Source organism: Stenotrophomonas sp. LARHCG68, from assembly GCF_052871705.1.
In genome coordinates this window covers 189,844-208,110 of sequence record NZ_JBIXJV010000007.1, presented here as the reverse complement: position 1 = coordinate 208,110, position 18,267 = coordinate 189,844, and the positions used below count along the sequence as shown (strand labels likewise).

At 69.7% G+C, this 18,267-nt stretch carries 16 protein-coding genes; all 16 read left to right on the top strand.

All coding sequences use genetic code 11. From position 1 onward, the window contains the following. Nucleotides 1-2,456 (top strand): YadA family autotransporter adhesin (locus tag ACIPR8_RS18515; RefSeq protein ID WP_446541956.1); only part of this gene is annotated, 2,456 nt, incomplete at its 5' end. A 162-nt stretch (nucleotides 2,457-2,618) separates the two neighbouring features. After that, on the top strand, nucleotides 2,619-4,490 hold the full coding sequence (locus ACIPR8_RS18510) for a S8 family peptidase (protein WP_132865047.1): 1,872 nt from the start codon (nucleotides 2,619-2,621) through the stop codon (nucleotides 4,488-4,490). A gap of 187 nt (nucleotides 4,491-4,677) precedes the next feature. Continuing rightward, nucleotides 4,678-6,405 carry a type II secretion system ATPase GspE gene (gspE, locus tag ACIPR8_RS18505; RefSeq protein WP_313252780.1) on the top strand — a complete coding sequence of 576 codons (1,728 nt, stop codon included), beginning with the start codon at nucleotides 4,678-4,680 and terminating at the stop codon, nucleotides 6,403-6,405. A 31-nt stretch (nucleotides 6,406-6,436) separates the two neighbouring features. Continuing rightward, nucleotides 6,437-7,654, top strand: a complete 1,218-nt coding sequence (gene xpsF, locus ACIPR8_RS18500) for a type II secretion system protein XpsF (RefSeq protein ID WP_132865045.1) — start codon at nucleotides 6,437-6,439, stop codon at nucleotides 7,652-7,654. A gap of 29 nt (nucleotides 7,655-7,683) precedes the next feature. Next, nucleotides 7,684-8,112 carry a type II secretion system major pseudopilin GspG gene (gene gspG / locus ACIPR8_RS18495; RefSeq protein WP_192286726.1) on the top strand — a complete coding sequence of 143 codons (429 nt, stop codon included), beginning with the start codon at nucleotides 7,684-7,686 and terminating at the stop codon, nucleotides 8,110-8,112. Between the two features lie 6 nt (nucleotides 8,113-8,118). Next, a complete protein-coding gene (gene xpsH, locus ACIPR8_RS18490) occupies nucleotides 8,119-8,625 on the top strand; it encodes a type II secretion system protein XpsH (protein WP_446541955.1) in 507 nt (168 codons plus the stop codon). Next, nucleotides 8,622-9,011 carry a type II secretion system protein XpsI gene (gene xpsI, locus ACIPR8_RS18485; RefSeq protein ID WP_192286725.1) on the top strand — a complete coding sequence of 130 codons (390 nt, stop codon included), beginning with the start codon at nucleotides 8,622-8,624 and terminating at the stop codon, nucleotides 9,009-9,011. The genes xpsH and xpsI overlap by 4 nt, the downstream gene beginning before the upstream one ends. Continuing rightward, nucleotides 9,008-9,658 carry a prepilin-type N-terminal cleavage/methylation domain-containing protein gene (locus ACIPR8_RS18480; RefSeq protein ID WP_192286724.1) on the top strand — a complete coding sequence of 217 codons (651 nt, stop codon included), beginning with the start codon at nucleotides 9,008-9,010 and terminating at the stop codon, nucleotides 9,656-9,658. The genes xpsI and ACIPR8_RS18480 overlap by 4 nt, the downstream gene beginning before the upstream one ends. Beyond that, complete coding sequence (locus tag ACIPR8_RS18475; protein WP_192286723.1) at nucleotides 9,655-10,497, top strand: general secretion pathway protein GspK; 843 nt, start codon at nucleotides 9,655-9,657, stop codon at nucleotides 10,495-10,497. Before ACIPR8_RS18480 ends, ACIPR8_RS18475 begins: the two co-directional genes overlap by 4 nt. Next, complete coding sequence (locus tag ACIPR8_RS18470) at nucleotides 10,494-11,621, top strand: PilN domain-containing protein (RefSeq protein WP_446541954.1); 1,128 nt, start codon at nucleotides 10,494-10,496, stop codon at nucleotides 11,619-11,621. Before ACIPR8_RS18475 ends, ACIPR8_RS18470 begins: the two co-directional genes overlap by 4 nt. After that, nucleotides 11,596-12,210 (top strand): type II secretion system protein GspM, encoded by a 615-nt coding sequence (gene gspM / locus ACIPR8_RS18465; protein ID WP_446541953.1) that lies wholly within the window; start codon nucleotides 11,596-11,598, stop codon nucleotides 12,208-12,210. Before ACIPR8_RS18470 ends, gspM begins: the two co-directional genes overlap by 26 nt. Next, nucleotides 12,200-12,886: a hypothetical protein gene (locus ACIPR8_RS18460; RefSeq protein WP_446541952.1), complete on the top strand. Its 687-nt coding sequence runs from the start codon at nucleotides 12,200-12,202 to the stop codon at nucleotides 12,884-12,886. Before gspM ends, ACIPR8_RS18460 begins: the two co-directional genes overlap by 11 nt. A gap of 9 nt (nucleotides 12,887-12,895) precedes the next feature. Further along, on the top strand, nucleotides 12,896-15,157 hold the full coding sequence (gene gspD / locus ACIPR8_RS18455) for a type II secretion system secretin GspD (RefSeq protein ID WP_446541951.1): 2,262 nt from the start codon (nucleotides 12,896-12,898) through the stop codon (nucleotides 15,155-15,157). Between the two features lie 2 nt (nucleotides 15,158-15,159). Beyond that, nucleotides 15,160-16,023, top strand: a complete 864-nt coding sequence (locus tag ACIPR8_RS18450) for a glycosyltransferase family 2 protein (RefSeq protein WP_446541950.1) — start codon at nucleotides 15,160-15,162, stop codon at nucleotides 16,021-16,023. Further along, nucleotides 16,020-16,853 carry a glycosyltransferase family 2 protein gene (locus ACIPR8_RS18445; protein ID WP_192286718.1) on the top strand — a complete coding sequence of 278 codons (834 nt, stop codon included), beginning with the start codon at nucleotides 16,020-16,022 and terminating at the stop codon, nucleotides 16,851-16,853. Before ACIPR8_RS18450 ends, ACIPR8_RS18445 begins: the two co-directional genes overlap by 4 nt. 219 nt (nucleotides 16,854-17,072) lie before the next feature. Next, complete coding sequence (gene pncB / locus ACIPR8_RS18440) at nucleotides 17,073-18,242, top strand: nicotinate phosphoribosyltransferase (protein ID WP_132865035.1); 1,170 nt, start codon at nucleotides 17,073-17,075, stop codon at nucleotides 18,240-18,242. Nucleotides 18,243-18,267: the final 25 nt, after the last annotated feature.

Sequence of the window (18,267 nt, the reverse complement as noted above, 5' to 3'; positions counted from 1 at the left end):
ATGCGCTGATCAACGTCGGTGGCGTGCCGGTGGATACCGGTGCGACCAGCGCCGGCGTCGGTGGCACCGCGCTGGGTGCCAGCGCCAATGCCGAAGGCTTCGCCGCCACGGCGAGCGGCGTGGGCGCGTTGGCACGTGGCGACCAGTCCACCGCCAATGGCGCGGTTGCCAACGCCCTGGGCGACTACAGCACCGCGACCGGTTCGCAGAGCTATGCCGAAGGCGCGGGCACGACCGCAGTGGGCTTCAATGCGGCGGCCTACGAGGACGGCAACGTGGCCGTGGGCCGCAATGCCTCGGCACTGGGCGAAGGCAGCCTGGCGATCGGTGATGGTGCCGAGACCGGCTTCGGCCTGTTCGGCATTGGTTCGACCAATGCGGTGGCGATCGGCAGCGCCAGCTGGGCCTTCGGCGATGACGCCACCGCGGTGGGCGCCAATGCCTGGGCGGTGGGCCAGCAGAGCACCGCGCTGGGCATGGGGGCGGAGGCCAGTGGCACCGGTTCGGTGGCCCTGGGTGCCGGCTCGGTCGCCGACCGCGCCGGTACGGTGTCGGTGGGCAGTGCCGGCAACGAACGCCAGATCACCAACGTGGCCGCCGGTACCGAGGCCACCGATGCGGTGAACAAGTCGCAGCTGGATGCGGTGGCAACCAGCGCCGGCCAGACCAGCAAGTACTTCCAGGCCACAGGCAGTGCGGCGGCGAGCGCGGGCGGCACGGACGCACTGGCCGCCGGTTCGGGTGCCAACGCCAGCGCCAACCGTTCCACGGCGTTGGGCACGGCCAGCACCGCCAACGCCACCGGTGCAACGGCGGTCGGCGCGGATGCATCGGCGCGTGGCACCAACAGCACCGCGCTGGGCCGGCAGACCTCGATCACCGCGACCAACGGCGTGGCGATCGGCTATGGCGCGTTCGCCAGCAACGGGGTCAACAGCGTCGCCATCGGCGCCGGTGCCGGGGTGTCCGGCGCCAACTCGGTTGCGCTGGGTGCCGGTTCGCGTGCGACCGAGGCAAACGTGGTCTCGGTGGGTGGTGGCAATGGCACTGACGGCCCGGCCACGCGCCGCATCGTCAACGTCGCCAACGGCCGCGTCGCCCAGAACAGCACCGATGCGGTGACCGGTGGCCAGTTGTACGTCACCAACCAGCGGGTCGGTGCGGTGGAGACGCGCGTGGACGACATCGATGGCCGCATCGGCACGGTGGAGAACGTCACCGCCAACGCCGTGACCTACGATGACAGCAGCCGCGACACGATGACCCTGGCCGGCGTGAAGGGAACCACGCTGGACAACGTGGCCGCCGGCAACATCGCCGCCGGCAGCATGCAGGCGGTCAACGGGGGCCAGCTGTTCCAATCGCTGGGCAACATGGCCAGCTTCCTCGGCGGTGGTGCCGGCATCGGCATGCAGGGCGTGTTCGTCGCGCCGACCTACGTGATCCAGGGCAGCAGCTACAACAACGTCGGTGCGGCGTTGACGGCACTGGACAACCAGGTCACCTCGATCAACGGCCGCCTGGCAGGGAATGGCAACGGGAACGGCCATGGAAATGGCAACGGCAACGGGAACGGGAACGGCCATGGAAATGGCAACGGCAACGGCAACGGTAATGGCAACGGCAACGGCAACGGCAACGGTAATGGCAATGGCAATGGCAATGGCAATGGCAATGGTCCCCGTACCGCCAGCGTCGACACCACCGCCAGTACCGGCGGCGTCGCACTGGGCGACCAGGCCAAGGCCAACAACACCGCCGGCACCGCGGTGGGCAACAGCAGCTACGCGCATGGCCCGAACGACACCGCGCTGGGCAGCAACGCCCGCGTTGACGCCGACGGCAGCACCGCGGTGGGGGCCAACACCCACATCACCGCGGCGGCCACCAATGCCGTTGCGGTGGGTGAAAGCGCCAGCGTGAGTGCCGCCTCCGGGACCGCGGTGGGCCAGGGCGCGAGCGTCACCGCGCAGGGAGCCGTGGCGTTGGGTCAGGGCTCGGTGGCCGATCGTGCCAACACCGTGTCGGTGGGCAGTGCCGGGCAGGAGCGGCAGATCACCAATGTCGCTGCCGGCACCCAGGCCACCGACGCGGTCAACAAGGGACAGCTGGACCAGGGCGTCGCCTCGGCCAACAGCTATACCGACACCAAGTTCGGCAGCCTCACCGACAGCTTCACCGGACTGCGCAACGACATGGACAACCGCCTGCGGCATATCGATCGCCGCATTGATCGCCAGGGCGCGATGAACGCGGCGATGTTGAACATGGCCACCAGCGCGGCGGGCGTACGCACGCCGAACCGCGTGGGCGTGGGCGTGGGCTTCCAGAGCGGTGAATCGGCCCTGTCCATCGGCTACCAGCGTGCGATCAGCGATCGCGCCACGGTCACCCTGGGCGGTGCCTTCAGCAGCGATGACAGCTCGGTGGGCGTGGGCGCCGGCTTCGGCTGGTAAGCACGTCGGTGACAGCGGCGCCCGCCATCGCCGGCGGGCGCCTGCAGCAAGGTTCGCGGCCCCGCCGCCGGCTGCCCCCGCAGCCGGTGGAGCGAGGGTCGGGAAGGCAAGGCAATGCAGCAATGGAGTTCCATCCCTGTTCCAGCAGACGAGAGATCGAACATGAAGAAGACCAAGCTTGGAGTGGCAGTTGCCGGTGTCGTGTTGATGGTTTCGATGGGCGTGCCGGCCGCACTGGCGGCCAACACCGGCAGCCTGCCGACACGCCCGCTCAACAGTGGGCCGGCCGCCGGTGAAGGCGGATACCGCTTCATCGTCAAGTACCGTGCCGGCAGCAGCGAGCTGCGTGATTCAGGCGTGGCCAACCGGGGCATCAATGCCGCGGCCTCGCGCGCCGGGCTGAGCCGGGCGACCGCCGCTTCGGCCAAGTCGGCCGCACGTCCGGCCGCCAGTGCCGCGCTGCTGCGCCGCATGGGCAGCCCGGGCTGGGCGGTGGTGAAGGCCTCGCGTGAGCTGGACGGCCAGGAAGCGGCCAACTTCATCCGCGAGCTGAAGGCCAATCCCGCGGTGGAGCGGGTGGAAATCGACCGGATGTACCAGCGCCTGGCAACCCAGGTGAGCCCGAACTTCGCGCCCAACGACCCGCAGACCTCGGCGCAGTGGAACTTCTACAACGCGCAGAGCGGCGTGAATGCCACCCAGGCCTGGGACATCTCGCAGGGCGAGGGCGTGGTGGTGGCGGTGATCGACACCGGCATCGCGCAGGGCAACCCGGACCTGCAGAACAACGTGATTCCCGGCTACGACATGATCAGCGACAAGCGCGTCTCGCGCCGCGACAGCGATGACCGCGTCGCCGGCGGCTGGGACATCGGCGACTGGGTCGAGCAGAACTACTGCACCGGCTGGGCGACCAACGACCCGCATGCGGCCGACGTCAGTTCCTGGCACGGCAGCCATGTCGCCGGCACCGTCGCGCAGGAGACCAACAACGGCGTCAACCTGGCCGGCCTGGCGTTCAAGGCCAAGGTGATGCCGGTGCGCGTGCTCGGTTCCTGCGGTGGCTTCGGCAGCGACATCTCCGACGGCATCATCTGGGCGGCCGGTGGTACCGTGCCGGGCCTGCCGGCCAACCCGAACCCGGCGGAAGTCATCAACATGAGCCTGGGCAGCGGTGCACCGTCGAGCTGCCCGACCATCTACCAGGACGCCATCGACGAGGCGATCAGCCTCGGCAGCATCATCGTGGTGGCCGCGGGCAACGACAACGCCAATGCCGGCAGCTACACGATGTCCTCGTGCAACAACGTGATCTCGGTGGGCGCCACCGGTTTCAACGGCGGGCGCACGTACTACTCCAACTACGGGCCGCGCGTGGACCTGTCCGCGCCGGGCGGCAACGCCGAGCAGAACAACAACGGCTGGATCTTCCAGGTGATCAACGAAGGCACGCAGGGGCCGACCGCGGACTGGGCGCCGCTGGGCATGGTGGGTACCTCGATGGCGTCGCCGCACGTGGCCGCCGCGGTGGCGATGGTGCAGAGCGTGGTCGACACGCCGCTGACCTGGACGCAGATGCGTGACCTGCTGACCTCCACGGTCAAGCCGTTCCCGGTGAGCATCCCGGCGTCCACGCCGATCGGCGCCGGCATCCTCAACATCGAGGCGGCCCTGCTCAAGGCAACCACGCCGCCGTGCGACCCGGCCGTGGAGGAATGCGGCCCGGTGGCCACGCCGCTGGTCAACAAGGTCGCGGTGACCGGCCTGGCCGGCAACAGTGGCAACGAGGTGCTGTACAGCTTCCAGGCCGAGGCCGGCAAGGTGCTGACCTTCATGAGCTACGGTGGCAGCGGCAACGTCTCGCTGTACGCCAGCTTCGACAAGGAGCCGTCGGCCAGCGCGGCCGATGCCAGCTCCACCCGCCCGGGCAACAGCGAGACCATCCGCTTCACCGCCCCGAAGGCCGGCACCTACTACGTCAAGCTGGTCGGCGCGGGCAGCTTCAGCGGCGTGAGCCTGGTCGCGCGCCAGTAAGCGTTTCCTCCTGTGGTCCTTGGAACCCCGGCTTGCCGGGGTTCTTTTTTTCGCCATGCCGGGTGGGCGGGCCGGCGTAATCGCGCTGACGTGGATGCCAATCACGCTGGAAGCGGGAATTGCGCCTGTTCATGCGTATGGAACGACGCGGCGAGCTGCTAAAGTCCGGTCAACAGAGGAGGAGTGCGTGAACGCGGTAGTCCATGACGCCAATGTTGCGGCCACGCCTGCCGAACGTATCGTCCAGGAGCTGCTCGTGCAGGGCCGGCTGAAGGACGCCGACCTGCAGCGTGCGCGGCAGTTGCAGCGCGAGTCCGGCGGCGACCTGCTGGTGCTGCTGGCGCGGCTGGGGCTGGTGTCCGAGCGCGACCATGCCGAGGCCTGCGCGCGGGTGCTGGGCCTGCGCCTGCTGGCCGCGCGTGACGTCCCCGAGCACCCGCCCGAGCTGGTGGAAGGGGCCGAGCCGGTGCCGCTGCGCTTCCTCAAGCAGTTCCTGGTGTTGCCGCTGGGCGAACAGCAGGGCCGCGTGCGCGTGTGGATGGCCGACCCGCAGGACGGCTATGCCATCGACGCGATGCGCCTTGCCACCGGCTGCGACATCGCCCCGGTGGTCGGCCTGCGCAGTGAAGTGGACGAGGTGATCGAGCGCTGGCACGGGCAGGGCCGCAGTGCGATGGGCACCATCCTGGAGTCGGCCGACGGCGAGGCCGCGCCGCTGGATGACATCGAGCACCTGCGCGACCTGGCCTCCGAGGCGCCGGTGATCCGCCTGGTCAACCTGCTGATCCAGCGTGCGGTGGAGCTGCGCGCCTCGGACATCCACGTCGAGCCGTTCGAGAACCGGCTGAAGGTGCGCTACCGCGTCGACGGCGTGCTGGTCGATGGCGAAAGCCCGCCGGTCAACCTGACCGCCGCGGTGATCAGCCGCATCAAGATCATGGCTAAGCTCAACATCGCCGAGCGCCGCCTGCCGCAGGACGGCCGCATCATGCTGCGCGTGCAGGGCAAGGAGCTGGACCTGCGCGTGAGCACCATGCCCACCGCGCATGGCGAGAGCGTGGTGATGCGCCTGCTCGACCGCGAGGCGGTGGTGTTCGACTTCCAGCGGCTCGGCTTCGACGATGCATTCATGCCGCAGTTCAGCCGCGTGCTGGCGCAGCCGCACGGCATCCTGCTGGTCACCGGCCCGACCGGTTCGGGCAAGACCACCACGCTGTACACCGCGCTGAGCCAGCTCAACACCGACAAGGTCAAGATCATCACCGTCGAGGACCCGGTCGAGTACCAGCTCGAAGGCATCAACCAGATCCAGGCCAAGCCGCAGATCGGGCTGGACTTCGCCAGCGCGCTGCGCGGCATCGTCCGCCAGGACCCGGACATCATCATGATCGGCGAAATGCGCGACCTGGAAACCGCGCGCATCGCCATCCAGTCCGCGCTCACCGGCCACCTGGTGCTGTCCACGCTGCATACCAACAACGCCGCCGGCGGCATCACCCGCCTGCTCGACATGGGCGTGGAGGACTACCTGCTCACCTCCACCATCAACGGCATCCTCGCCCAGCGCCTGGTGCGCCGGCTGGAGCCCACGCATGCACAGCGCTACCCGGCCTCGGCCGAGGAGATCGAACGCTTCAACCTGCGCCGTTACCAGCCGCATGGGCAGATCCACCTGTACCGGCCGCAGCCATCGGCCGTTGCGCCCACCGGCTACAAGGGCCGCACCACCATCGTCGAATTCCTGGTGATGGACGATGCGCTGCGCAACGCGGTGATGCGCAAGGCCGGGATGGGCGAGATCGAGCAGATCGCGCGTGCCGCCGGCATGCGCACCATGTACGAGGACGGCATCATCAAGGCCCTGCGTGGCCAGACCACGCTGGAAGAAGTCCTGCGCGTGACGGAGGACGCATGAACCTCCTGCTGCACGTGGAGCGGCCGTCCTGATGCCGTTGTACCGCTACAAGGCACTGGATGCCCATGGCGAACTGCTGGACGGGCAGATGGAGGCGGCCAGCGATGCGGACGTGATCGCGCGCCTGCAGGAGCAGGGCCACATGCCGGTCGAGGCGAAGCTGGCGACCGGTTCGGCGTTCGAGGGCGCCAGCTGGAAACAGTGGCGGCAACGCCCGTTCGCCGGCGCCATGCTGGTGCAGTTCACCCAGCAGCTGGCCACGCTGCTGGGTGCCGGCCAGCCCTTGGACCGTGCGCTGGGCATCCTGCTGGAAGCGCCGGAGGACGCGCGTTCGCGCCGCGTCATCGCCGACATCCGCGACACCGTGCGTGGCGGTGCCCCGCTGTCGCAGGCGTTGGAACGCCAGCATGGGCTGTTCTCGCGGCTGTACGTGAACATGGTGCGCGCCGGCGAAGCCGGCGGCAGCCTGCATGAAACCCTGCAGCGCCTGGCCGATTACCTGGAGCGCAGCCAGGAGCTGAAGGGCAGGGTGATCAACGCGATGATCTACCCGGCCATCCTGCTGGTGGTGGTCGGTGGCGCGCTGCTGTTCCTGCTGGGCTACGTGGTGCCGCAGTTCGCGCAGATGTACGAAAGCCTGGACGTGACCCTGCCCTGGTTCACCCGCGCGGTGCTGGAGATCGGCCTGCTGGTGCGCCAGGGCTGGATCGTGTTCATCGTGGTGCCGGCGCTGGCGCTGCTGTGGATGGAGCGCAAGCGCCGTGATGCCGCGTTCCGCCTGGCCTTCGATGCCTGGCTGCTGAAGCGGCCGGTGGTCGGGCCGCTGGTGGCGCGGCTGGAGACCGCGCGGCTCAGCCGCACGCTGGGCACGTTGCTGCGCAACGGCGTGCCCTTGCTGGCCGGGTTGGGCATCGCCCGCAACGTGCTGGGCAACCGCGCCCTGGCCGGCGACGTGGCCGAGGCCGCCGAAGCGGTGAAGAACGGTGCCGGCTTGTCCGGCGCGTTGTCGCGCAACGGCCGCTTCCCGCGGCTGGCGCTGCAGATGATCCAGGTGGGCGAGGAGTCCGGCACGCTGGAAAGCATGCTGCTCAGGACCGCCGACACCTTCGACGTGGAAACCGCCCGCAGCATCGACCGCATGCTCGCCGCGCTGGTGCCGGTGATCACCCTGCTGCTCGCCTCGGTGGTGGGCGTGGTGATCATCGCGGTACTGGTGCCGCTGTACGACCTGACCAACGCCATTGGCTGACCCCCGACCTCGCCGACAAGGAAACCTGCATGAAGCGAACCATCCGACAACCGTCGTTCCACGCGCGCCAGGCCGGCATGAGCCTGCTGGAGATCATCATCGTCATCGTGCTGATCGGCGCGGTGCTGACCCTGGTCGGCAGCCGCGTGCTCGGCGGCGCCGACCGCGGCAAGGCCAACCTGGCCAAGACCCAGATCCAGACGCTCAGCGGCAAGGTGGAGAACTTCAAGCTCGATACCGGCCGCCTGCCGGCCAAGCTCGACGACCTGGCCACCCAGCCCGGTGGTGTCAGTGGCTGGCTCGGCCCGTACGCCAAGCCGGCCGAGTTCAATGACCCGTGGGGCAACCCGGTGCAGTACCGCGCGCCGGGCGAAGGCCAGCCGTTCGACCTGATCAGCCTGGGCGCCGATGGCCAGCCGGGCGGCGACAGCTACAACGCGGACATCCGCAACCAGTAAGCGGCCATGCCTGCGCTGACCGCCCCGTTCCGGCCGCGCCGCCTGCCCGCAGGCGTGCGGGCGCGCATGTCCGGCGTGTCGCTGCTGGAGATGCTGCTGGCGCTGGCGCTGGTGGCCGCCATCGCGCTGGTCGCGGCGATGGCGATGAGCGGCGGGCTGGAAGGCATGAAGCTGCGCTCGGCCGGCAAGGAGGTCGCCGCCGAACTGCGCTACGCACGCACCCGCGCCATCGCCACCGGCCGGCCGCAGGCGTTCGCGTTGGACGTGCGCACGCGCCGCTGGACCGGCCCCGGTGGTCGCCACGGTGAACTGCCCGACACGCTGTCGGTGCGTTACACCGGCGCGCGCCAGACCCAGGTGCGCGGCGACGAGGGCGTGGTGCGGTTCTTCGAGGACGGCGCATCGACCGGAGGGCGCATCGAGTTGAGCGCGCGCTCGGCGGTGTGGCGCATCGACGTGGGCTGGATCACCGGCGAGGTGCGTTCGGGCCTGTTGCAGGGGGCGGGACAATGAAGCGGCAGCGGGGGTTCTCGTTGATCGAGGTGATCGTCGCCTTCGCGCTGATGGCGCTGGCCGCCACCCTGCTGCTGGGCAGTCTTTCCGGTGCGGCGCGCCAGGTCGGCATGGCCGAGCACCAGGGCCGTGCGTCGCTGCACGCGCAGTCGCTGCTCGCCGGCGCCGGCATCGATGCACCCCTGGCCGCGGGCGTGCGCCAGGGCGAATGGGAGCAGGGGCGGTACCGCTGGACCCTGCAGGTGACGCCATTCGTCGAGCCGCGCCAACCGCAATCGCGGTTGTGGCTGCTGGACCTGCAGGTGCGCTGGGGCGATGCCGCGGCCGAACAACTGCGCTGGCGCACGTTGCGGCTTCGCGCCACGGGCATGGAGGGCACGCAATGAGGCCGGGCCGTCCCGCGCGTGGCTTCACCCTGATCGAAGTGCTGCTGGCCACCGCGTTGCTGGCGGCCGGCATGGCGTTGGCGTTCGCCATCGTGCGCTCGACCCTGGCGATCAGCACGCGCGGTGAACTGATCGCCAGCCAGAACGAACGCATGCGTGGCGTGGAGGGTTTCCTGCGCCGGCGCCTGATGGCGACGCTGACCCAGCCGTTGCCGGCTGAACCTGGCTCGCTCAGTGCCGTGGCGGTGATGTTCGATGGCCAGCCACAGCAGATGCGCTTCGTCGCCGACGTGCCGGGCTACCTGGGCCGTGGCGGTCCGTACCTGCATGACCTGCAGGTCAGCGGCGACGGCGCCAGGCAGCAGCTGCGCATCGACCTGACCCTGCTGCAGAACGGCCAGCCGTTGCCCGAGAACCCGCCACGCGGCAGCGAGCTGCTGGTCGACGGGCTCCGGCAGGTTCGCCTGCAGTACCGCGGCATCGACCCGCAGAGCGGGACGATGGGGCCATGGCAGGATCGCTGGAACGTGCCGGGACGGATGCCGGCCCTGGTCGCCATCGACATCGTGCCGGCCGAAGGCGCGGCCTGGCCGACGCTGGTGGTGGCGGTGCCGCAGTACGGCGCCACCCCGGGAGGCTGGCGATGAGGGCACGCGGCGCGGCGCTGGTGTTGGTGCTGTGGCTGGTGGCGCTGCTGACCGCCACCATCGGCGCGTTCGCGTTGAGCGCGCGGGTGGAATACATGCAGGGCAAGGTGACGGCGGACCTCGGCGCAGGCCAGGAGATCGCCCATGCCGGCGTGGACTACGCGCTGTCGCGCATGCACGCCACGCCGACCCAACCTGCCTGGCACGCCGACGGCCGTCGCTATCGCTGGCAGTTCGATGGACGCACGGTGGAGCTGCGCGTCATCGACGAGGCCGGCAAGGTCGACTTGAACCAGGCCGACCGCCCCTTGCTCGAAGGCCTGCTGCGGGCGCTGGGGGTGGAAGCCACGCGCGCCACGCAGGTGGCCGGCGCGGTGCTGGACTGGCGCGACGTCGACGACCTGCGCCAGCCCAGCGGCGGCGCGGAAAGCGCCGACTATGCCGCGGCGGGGTATCCCTATCCGGCCAAGAACGCCCGCTTCGACAGCATCGGCGAACTGCAACGCCTGATCGGCATGGACGCGGACCTGTACGAGCAGTTGGCCCCGTTGGTGACGGTCTACGGCCAGGCGCGGCCGGATGCGCGCTTGGCCCAGGCACCGGTACTGACCGCGATGGGCATGGACGCGGCGCTGGTCATCGCCGCGCGTGAACGCGAAACCCCCGGGGGGGGCGGTGCGGTGGGAGGCGGCAGCGGCATTTATAGTGTCGACAGCCGCGTGCGGATGGGGGACGAACGCGAAGCGGTGCTGCGCACGGTGGTGCGGCTGGCGCCGGAAGGCGCCGCCGGCATGCCGTATACGGTGGTGCGGTGGGAACAGGGAGCGGTATCGAGATGACGGCGTTGCGGGAAAGACTGGGACAGCTGGGGACGCGCGTCGCGCCGGGGGCCGGGGGCTTCTGGTCGTGGTGGGTGTCCTCGCTGCAGTCGTGGTTGCCGGCGCGCTGGCGTCTGCTGCTGGGGGTGTCCGGTGCGCGGGTGCTGTTGTCGCCGCAGGGTGGGCAGGTACACGTGCTGCAGGCGCAGGGTGCCGAAGCGCTGTTGCAGCAGTCGCTGCAGGCACCGTTGTTGCCGGAAGCACTGCAGGCCGCATTGTCGCCGCGCGATGCGCGGCTGCCGCGTTGCGCGCTGCTGCCGGCCGGCAAGGCGTTGCGCAAGCCGATGCGCCTGCCGGCCGCCGCCGACGGCCGCCTGCATGACGTGCTGCGCTTCGAGATCGACCGGCAGACCCCCTTCACCGCCGAGCAGGTGTACTTCGACGTGCGATTGCTGGGGCGGCAGGCCGATGGGCAGCTGGACGTCGAGCTGGTGGTGGCGCCGCGCACCGTGGTGGAAACCCTGCTGCTGCCACGCGAGGCGTGGCAGGGCCAGCTGGATGGCGTGGACGTGGCCGATGCCCAGGGCCAGCCGCTGGGTGTGAACCTGTTGCCGGCGGCACTGCGCCGGCAGCGCCAGGACCCGATGCGCCGGCTCAACCGCATGCTGGTGCTGGGCAGCGCGGTGCTGCTGGTCCTGGCCGGTTGGCAACTGCTGGACAACCGTCGCCAGGCCGCGGCCACGCTCGCCGCGCAGGTGGAAGCGGCCTCGGTGCGTGCACGCGCCGTGGCCACGCAGCGGCAGCAGCTGCAGGACCTGGTCGATGGCCAGGCCTTCTTCGCCCAGCAACGGGCCGCCCAGCCCACCGCCACCGAAGTGATCAACGAACTCAGCCAGCGCCTGGACGACGACACCTCGCTGGAAAAGCTGTCCATCGAAGCCGGTCGCATGCAGCTGATCGGCATGAGCCGCAGTTCCTCCTCGCTGGTGTCCCGGCTGGAGGGTTCCAGCCTGTGGAAGACGCCTTCGTTGACCGGCGTGCTGCAGGCCGGCGGCAGCGACCGGCGCGAACGTTTCACCCTGACCGCCGAGCTGCTGGCGCCACGGAAGGAGGCCGCCGATGGCGCCGCAACCCGCACCCCGTGACCGTTGGCTGGCGCTGGGCCTGCTGCTCGGCCTGGTCGGCCTGGCCTACCTGCTGCTGGTGCATCCGTTGTGGACGCAGCCGATGCGGGCAGTCGGCGAACAGATCGACGCGCTGCTCGAGCGCCGGCAGCGCATCGACATCCAGATCCGGCAGGCACCGCAGGTGACGCAGCGGCTGCAGCAGGCACAGCAGGCGTTGGCCACCGAGCCCGGCTTCCTGCCGGAAACCTCGGTGGAGCTGGCCACCTCGCGGCTGGTGCAGCGGCTGGAGGAAGCCGCGCGCCAGGCCAGCCCGGACAACCGCAGCTGCGCGATCAGCGACCGTTCGCCGATGCCGGCCGATACCACCGGCCGCTTCGTGCGGGTGGCGGTGCAGGCACGCCTGCGCTGCGGCATGGCCGAATGGATGGCCGTGCTGCAGGCGCTGGAAACCGGCGCACCGCAGCTGCGCGTGGACCGGTTGGACATCCTGTCCTCGCCCGGTGGCAGCGAAGGCAGCGTCGGGCTGGATGTCAGTTTCGAACTCAGCGGCTACCTGCCGCCCGGCGTGGTGGCCGGCGCCAACCCGGAGGTGACCAATGCGCCCTGACGTGGCGGGCCTGCGGACCTGGTGGCTGGCCGCGTTGGGCGGCTGGGCGTTGGCGGTGTGGACGGCCACGCTGTTCGGGCTGGGCGGCCGCATCGGCGATCCCGCCACGGCGCTGGAGGTGCCAACACTGCCGGCCGTGCCGCTGGCCGACCCGCCGCGTGCCGCGGCCACCGACAATGCCGAAGCCATGGCGCGGCCCTTGTTCGCCAACGACCGGCGCCCGCACCCGTTCGTGCTGGGCGACGGCACCGAGCCGGCGGCGGTGGCCAGCGTGCGCCTGACCGGCGTGCTGATCACCCCGGGCATGGAAATGGCGACACTGACCACCGAACAGGGCCAGTCGCTGCGGCTGCGGGTGGGCGGCGAGGCGCAATCGGGGTGGCAGCTCCTGTCGCTGCAGCCGCGTGCGGCGGTGGTCAGCGGGCCGTCGGGCACCTTGAACCTGGAACTGCAGGTGTTCAGCGGCAGTGGCAAGCCGGAAGGCGTGCCGCCGCCCGGTACTGCACCCACGCCGCAGGTCCCGCCACCACCGCTGCCACCGCCACCGGCCAATGCCGCGGCCGAGCCGGCGGCGCCGACCGCCGAACAGATCCAGGCGATCCGTGATCGCATCCAGGCCCGCCGCAGGCAGGCGCAACAACAACAGGCCGGCGCCCCCGGCGGCCAGAAACCGTAGAGTGAGCGCATGACGTCACGCATAGTCCCCATCACCCTGCTGATCGGCGCCCTGAGCGGTTGCGCCACCACGCCGGTGCCCGAGATCCGGCGCAACGCGGCGGTGGGCAACGACATCGCCGCGCCGCAGGCCGGCGAACCGGCCACCACGCGCGGGTTGACCCCGACCGACGCCCCGCAGGAAGTGGAGGGCCAGAGCCGGGCCGTGATCCGCCGTGGCAATGGCACGGTGATCAACCGCGCTGCGGCTTCGGCGCCGGCGCCGTCCCTGTCGGCGGCCGGCAATGGTTCGGCGGTGTTCAACTTCGAAGGCGAGTCGGTGCAGGCCGTCACCAAGGCCATCCTCGGCGACATGCTGGGCCAGAACTACGTGATCGCGCCGGGCGTGCAGGGCACGGTGACGCTGGCCACGCCCAAGCCGGTGTCGCCGGCACAGGCGCTGAACCTGCTGGAGATGGTGCTGGGCTGGAACAACGCCCGGCTGGTGTTCAGCGGCGGCCGCTACAACGTGGTGCCGGCCGACCAGCCGTTGGCGGGCACCGTCGCGCCAAGCACCGCGCCGGCCTCGGCCGCGCGTGGCTACGAAGTACGGGTGGTGCCGCTGCAGTACATCTCCGCCAGCGAGATGGAGAAGGTGCTCAAGCCCTACGCGCGGCCCAACGCCATCGTCGGCATCGACGGCTCGCGCAACGTCATCACCCTGGGTGGCACCCGCACCGAGCTGGAGAACTACCTGCGCACGGTCGAGATCTTCGACGTGGACTGGCTGTCGGGCATGTCGGTGGGCGTGTTCCCGCTGCAGTCCGGCCGTGCCTCGCAGGTGGCCAGTGACCTGGAGAAGGTGTTCGGCGAGGGCAGCAAGACGCCCAGCGCCGGCATGTTCCGTTTCATGCCGCTGGACAACGCCAACGCCGTGCTGGTGATCACCCCGCAGGCACGCTACCTGGACCAGATCCAGCAATGGCTGGACCGCATCGACAGCGCGGGCGGCACCGCGCGGTTGTTCTCCTACGAGCTGAAGTACATCAAGGCCAAGGACCTGGCCGATCGCCTCGCCGAAGTGTTCGGCGCGGGCAGTGGGTCGCGGGGAGCGTCCGACGGTGGGCCCTCGCTGGCGCCGGGCGGCAGCGCGGTGTCGATGGGCGGCGGCACCTACGATCCGTCCTCCGGCCCGGACAGCAAGCTGTCGGGCGGCGACGGCAGCAGCTTCGCCGACAACGGCAATGGCGGCAGCTTCGGTGGCAGTGGCAGCAACGGCGGTGGTGGCAGCGGCGAGAGCCTGTCGCTGCCTTCGCGCGGCACCGGCAACGGCAGCGTGACGCTGGAAGTGGAGGGCGACCGCGTCGGCGTCTCGGCGGTGGAGGAAACCAACACGCTGCTGGTGCGCAGCACGCCACAGGCGTGGCGCTCGATCCGCGAGGTGGTCGAGAAGCTCGACGTGATGCCGATGCAGGTGCACATCGAGGCGCAGGTGGCCGAAGTCGCGTTGAACGGCGAGTTGAGCTACGGCGTGAACTGGTATTTCGAGCAGGCGGTCAATGCCTCCAAGGAGTCAGGGGGGGCCGGTTTGCCGTCGGCACTGGGCCGCGGCATCTGGGGCGATATCGCCGGGTCGTTGGTGCCTGGCAGTACCGACGGGACGGGAGGGCTGAGCTGGACCTTCCTCGGCAAGAACGCCGCCGCGGTGATCACCGCGCTGGACCAGGTCACCGACGTACGCCTGCTGCAGACGCCCTCGGTGTTCGTGCGCAACAACGCGGTGGCCACGTTGAACGTGGGCAGCAAGATCCCGGTGTATTCGGTGTCGGTATCGGGCATCAGCGACAACCAGTACGCGCAGGTGCAGTACCTGGAAACCGGCACCATCCTCAAGGTGCGGCCACGCGTGACCCGCGATGGCATGGTGTTCCTGGACATCGTGCAGGAGGTCAGTTCGCCGGAAGGCAAGGCTGATGAAAACGGCAACGTGCGCATCAACACGCGTCGCATGAAGACCGAGGCCGCAGTGAATGCCGGTGACACCGTCATGTTGGGCGGCCTGATCGAGGACAGCGCCACCAAGGGCTCCTCGGGCTTGCCGGGGTTGAGCCGGCTGCCGGTGATTGGTGGCCTGTTCGGCCGCAAGACCCAGAACAGCCGCCGCAGCGAGGTGATCGTGCTGCTGACCCCGACCATCGTGCGCAATCCGCAGGAAGCACGGAACCTCACCGACGAATACGGCAGCAAGTTCCGCGCCCTGGACCCGATCAACAAGCCCAAGGCGGGCCACTGAGCATGGGCCTGCCCGTCATCCTGTTGCCGGTAGGCGTGGATGACACGGCCCTGGATGCCTGCCTGGCGGCGCTGGAAGCATCCACGCCGGCCGGCACGCCGGTATGGCTGGCCGACGATGGCCAGTCCGGTCCGCGCGGGCAAGCGGTGATCGAGCACTGGCTGGCGCATACGCGCCTGCAGGCCGAATACACCCGGCGCCCGCGGCCGATCGGCGAATCGGCGCATCTGGACCAGATGCTGCAGGCCTGCGGCGATGCCGACGTGGCGGTGCTGGCCCCCAACGCAGTGCCGGGCAGTGGCTGGCTGCAGCAGCTCAGCGAGTGTTTCGCGCGCGATGCGGCCATCGCCACCGCCACGCCCTGGAGCAACGCCGGCGAAACCGTGTCCTGGCCGCGCGCCGGCGAGGTCAATCCACTGCCGGTCGACCCGCAACGCATGGCGTTGGCGCTGGCGGCGATGCCGTTGCTGCATCCGGAGCTGCCGTCGGCGGTGACCCACGCGGTGTTGATACGCGGCAGTGCGCGGCGTCGTGCCGGTGGCCTGGACATCCACAGCTATGGCTCGTGGTACGCCGCGCTGGTCGACCTGAGCCTGCGCATGAGCGGGCTGGGCTGGCGCAACGTGCTGTGCGACAACGCCTTCGTCGGCCGCGCCGGCGAAGGGCAGCCGGGCGATGGCGACATGGAGGTGCTGGCCAATCGCTGGCCGACATGGACCGCGCGGCTGGCCGGCTTCCTGATGGATGACCCGTTGCAGGCCCATCGCGCGCTGCTGCAGCAGCTGGTCGAGCAGGCGATAATGCCGCAAGCCCAGCGCGACCTGTTCGATGCCTGCGGTTCCCTTCCAGGCGCGGAGCCGTTGTGAGTCAGTCGATTGCCGTTGTCGTCGTCAGCTACCAGAGCGCGAGTACCTTGGACGAATGCCTGGCGCGGCTGCGTGCCGCGCAGGATGTCACCGAGATCCGCGTGGTCGACAACGCCTCGTTCGACGGCTCGCTGGAGATCGCCCAGCGCCACGCGCTCGCCGATGCGCGCGTGCGCTTCATCGCCAACCCCGACAACCCCGGCTTCGCCACCGCCTGCAACCAGGGCGCGGCCGAATGCCACGCGGCGTGGCAGGCGTTCGTCAACCCGGACCTGATGGTCGAGCCGGACACGCTGGCGCGCCTGCGCGACCTCGGCCTGCCGTTGGGTGATTGCCTGCTGGGCGTGGAACAGGTGGACGAGCAGGGGCTGGCGGATGCGGCGGTGCGCCGTCGCGATCCGGATTTCGCCGCGATGCTGCGCCATCCGGGCGCTGGCGCGCGGTTGTCGATCGAGGCCGATCGCTCGGCGCCGCTGCAGGTGGTGCCGGCGTTGTCCGGTGCCCTGCTGTTGATGCCGCGCAGCCTGTTCCAGCGCCTGGGCGGATGGGACGAGGGCTACCGGCTGCATGCCGAGGACCTGGACCTGTGCCGTCGCGCCCGAGAGGCGGGCGCGACCGTGGCCATCGCCAACGCGCTGCAGGTATTGCATGTGCGCGGCGTGTCCAGCCGCGCGCGGCCGTTCTTCGTGGAGTGGCACAAGCACCGTGGCCTGTGGCGCTACTTCCGCAAGTTCGAGGCCCCGCGGCGCAGCCTGCCGGTACGGGTGGGCGTGTGGGGCGTGATCTGGGCGCATGCGGCCCTGCAGGTGCCGCGCCTGCTGTTGCGCTGAGCCCGATCAACGCAACGCGCGCAGCCCCGGGCGCCGGTACGCAATCCCGGCGCTTCCGGCAGGTCATGCCGGGATTGCATCCCGCCCGCGTTGGATCTGCCACGTGGACCGGAACGGACGTCCTCCAGGGGCGCGGGGCCGCATGGCCTGCAAGCCAGGCTGAACGGGTCGTCCGGGCTGCTGCACGGATTGCCACCGGCCCCGGCGCATAATGTGGGCATGATCATCCAATCCCTGCTCGACACCGACCTCTACAAGTTCACGATGATGCAGGCGGTGCTGCACCAGTACCCCGGCGCCATCGTCCAGTACCGGTTCAAGTGCCGCACGCCGGGCATCGACCTGGCCCGCTACATCGACCAGATCAACGCCGAGATCGATCACCTGTGCAGCCTGCGCTTCAGCGCCGAGGAACTGGAGTACATGCGCCGGCTGCGTTTCGTGAAGCCGGACTTCGTCGATTTCCTGGGCCTGTTCCACCTGGACCGCAAGTACATCACGCTGCGCCCGTCGAGCACGGTGCCGGGCGAGATCGAGCTGGACATCACCGGCCCATGGCTGCACACCATCATGTTCGAGGTGCCGCTGCTGGCGATCATCAACGAAGTCTGGTTCCGCAACACCACCACGCCCGACTTCGCCGAAGGCGAGCGTCGCCTGCAGGCCAAGACCGCGCTGCTGCGCGACACGCCGGGCTTCGCGAACTGCCGCATCGCCGACTACGGCTCGCGCCGCCGCTATTCGCGGCAATGGCACGGCACCATGCTGCCGATGCTGCGCGATGCGCTCGGCCCGCAGTTCGTCGGCACCAGCAACGTGCACTTCGCGCGCCTGTACGGCATGACCCCGCACGGCACGATGGCGCACGAGTACCTGCAGGCGTTCCAGGCGCTGGGGCCGCGCCTGCGTGATTCGCAGGTGGCGGCGCTGGAGTCGTGGGCGCGCGAGTACCGCGGCGACCTCGGCATCGCGCTGTCCGACGTGGTTGGGCTGGAGGCCTTCCTGCGCGACTTCGACACCTATTTCTGCAAGCTGTTCGACGGCGTGCGCCATGATTCCGGCGACCCGTTCACGTGGGGCGACCGCATGCTGGCCCACTTCAAGGCCAACCGCACCGACCCGACCAGCAAGATCCTGGTGTTCAGCGACGGCCTGAACATCGAGAAGGTGATGCAGCTGTTCGATTACTTCCGTGGCCGTTGCCAGGTGGCGTTCGGGGTCGGCACGCACCTGACCAACGACCTGGGCCCAACCCCGCTGAACATCGTCATCAAGATGGTCCGCTGCAATGGCCAGCCCGTCGCCAAGCTCAGTGATTCGCCGGGCAAGAGCATGTGCGATGACCCGGGTTACCTGGCCTACCTGCGCCAGGTATTCGAGCTCAAGTGAGCGCCTGGCGTCACTTTGTGACGAA

Bases quoted from the DNA above. Each gene is read 5' to 3' on its own strand.
- ACIPR8_RS18510 (WP_132865047.1), top strand. From the start codon at position 2,619: ATGAAGAAGACCAAGCTTGGAGTGGCAGTTGCCGGTGTCGTGTTGATG.
- xpsF (WP_132865045.1), top strand. From the start codon at position 6,437: ATGCCGTTGTACCGCTACAAGGCACTGGATGCCCATGGCGAACTGCTG.
- gspG (WP_192286726.1), top strand. From the start codon at position 7,684: ATGAAGCGAACCATCCGACAACCGTCGTTCCACGCGCGCCAGGCCGGC.
- xpsH (WP_446541955.1), top strand. From the start codon at position 8,119: ATGCCTGCGCTGACCGCCCCGTTCCGGCCGCGCCGCCTGCCCGCAGGC.
- xpsI (WP_192286725.1), top strand. From the start codon at position 8,622: ATGAAGCGGCAGCGGGGGTTCTCGTTGATCGAGGTGATCGTCGCCTTC.
- ACIPR8_RS18480 (WP_192286724.1), top strand. From the start codon at position 9,008: ATGAGGCCGGGCCGTCCCGCGCGTGGCTTCACCCTGATCGAAGTGCTG.
- ACIPR8_RS18475 (WP_192286723.1), top strand. From the start codon at position 9,655: ATGAGGGCACGCGGCGCGGCGCTGGTGTTGGTGCTGTGGCTGGTGGCG.
- ACIPR8_RS18470 (WP_446541954.1), top strand. From the start codon at position 10,494: ATGACGGCGTTGCGGGAAAGACTGGGACAGCTGGGGACGCGCGTCGCG.
- gspM (WP_446541953.1), top strand. From the start codon at position 11,596: ATGGCGCCGCAACCCGCACCCCGTGACCGTTGGCTGGCGCTGGGCCTG.
- ACIPR8_RS18460 (WP_446541952.1), top strand. From the start codon at position 12,200: ATGCGCCCTGACGTGGCGGGCCTGCGGACCTGGTGGCTGGCCGCGTTG.
- gspD (WP_446541951.1), top strand. From the start codon at position 12,896: ATGACGTCACGCATAGTCCCCATCACCCTGCTGATCGGCGCCCTGAGC.
- ACIPR8_RS18450 (WP_446541950.1), top strand. From the start codon at position 15,160: ATGGGCCTGCCCGTCATCCTGTTGCCGGTAGGCGTGGATGACACGGCC.
- pncB (WP_132865035.1), top strand. From the start codon at position 17,073: ATGATCATCCAATCCCTGCTCGACACCGACCTCTACAAGTTCACGATG.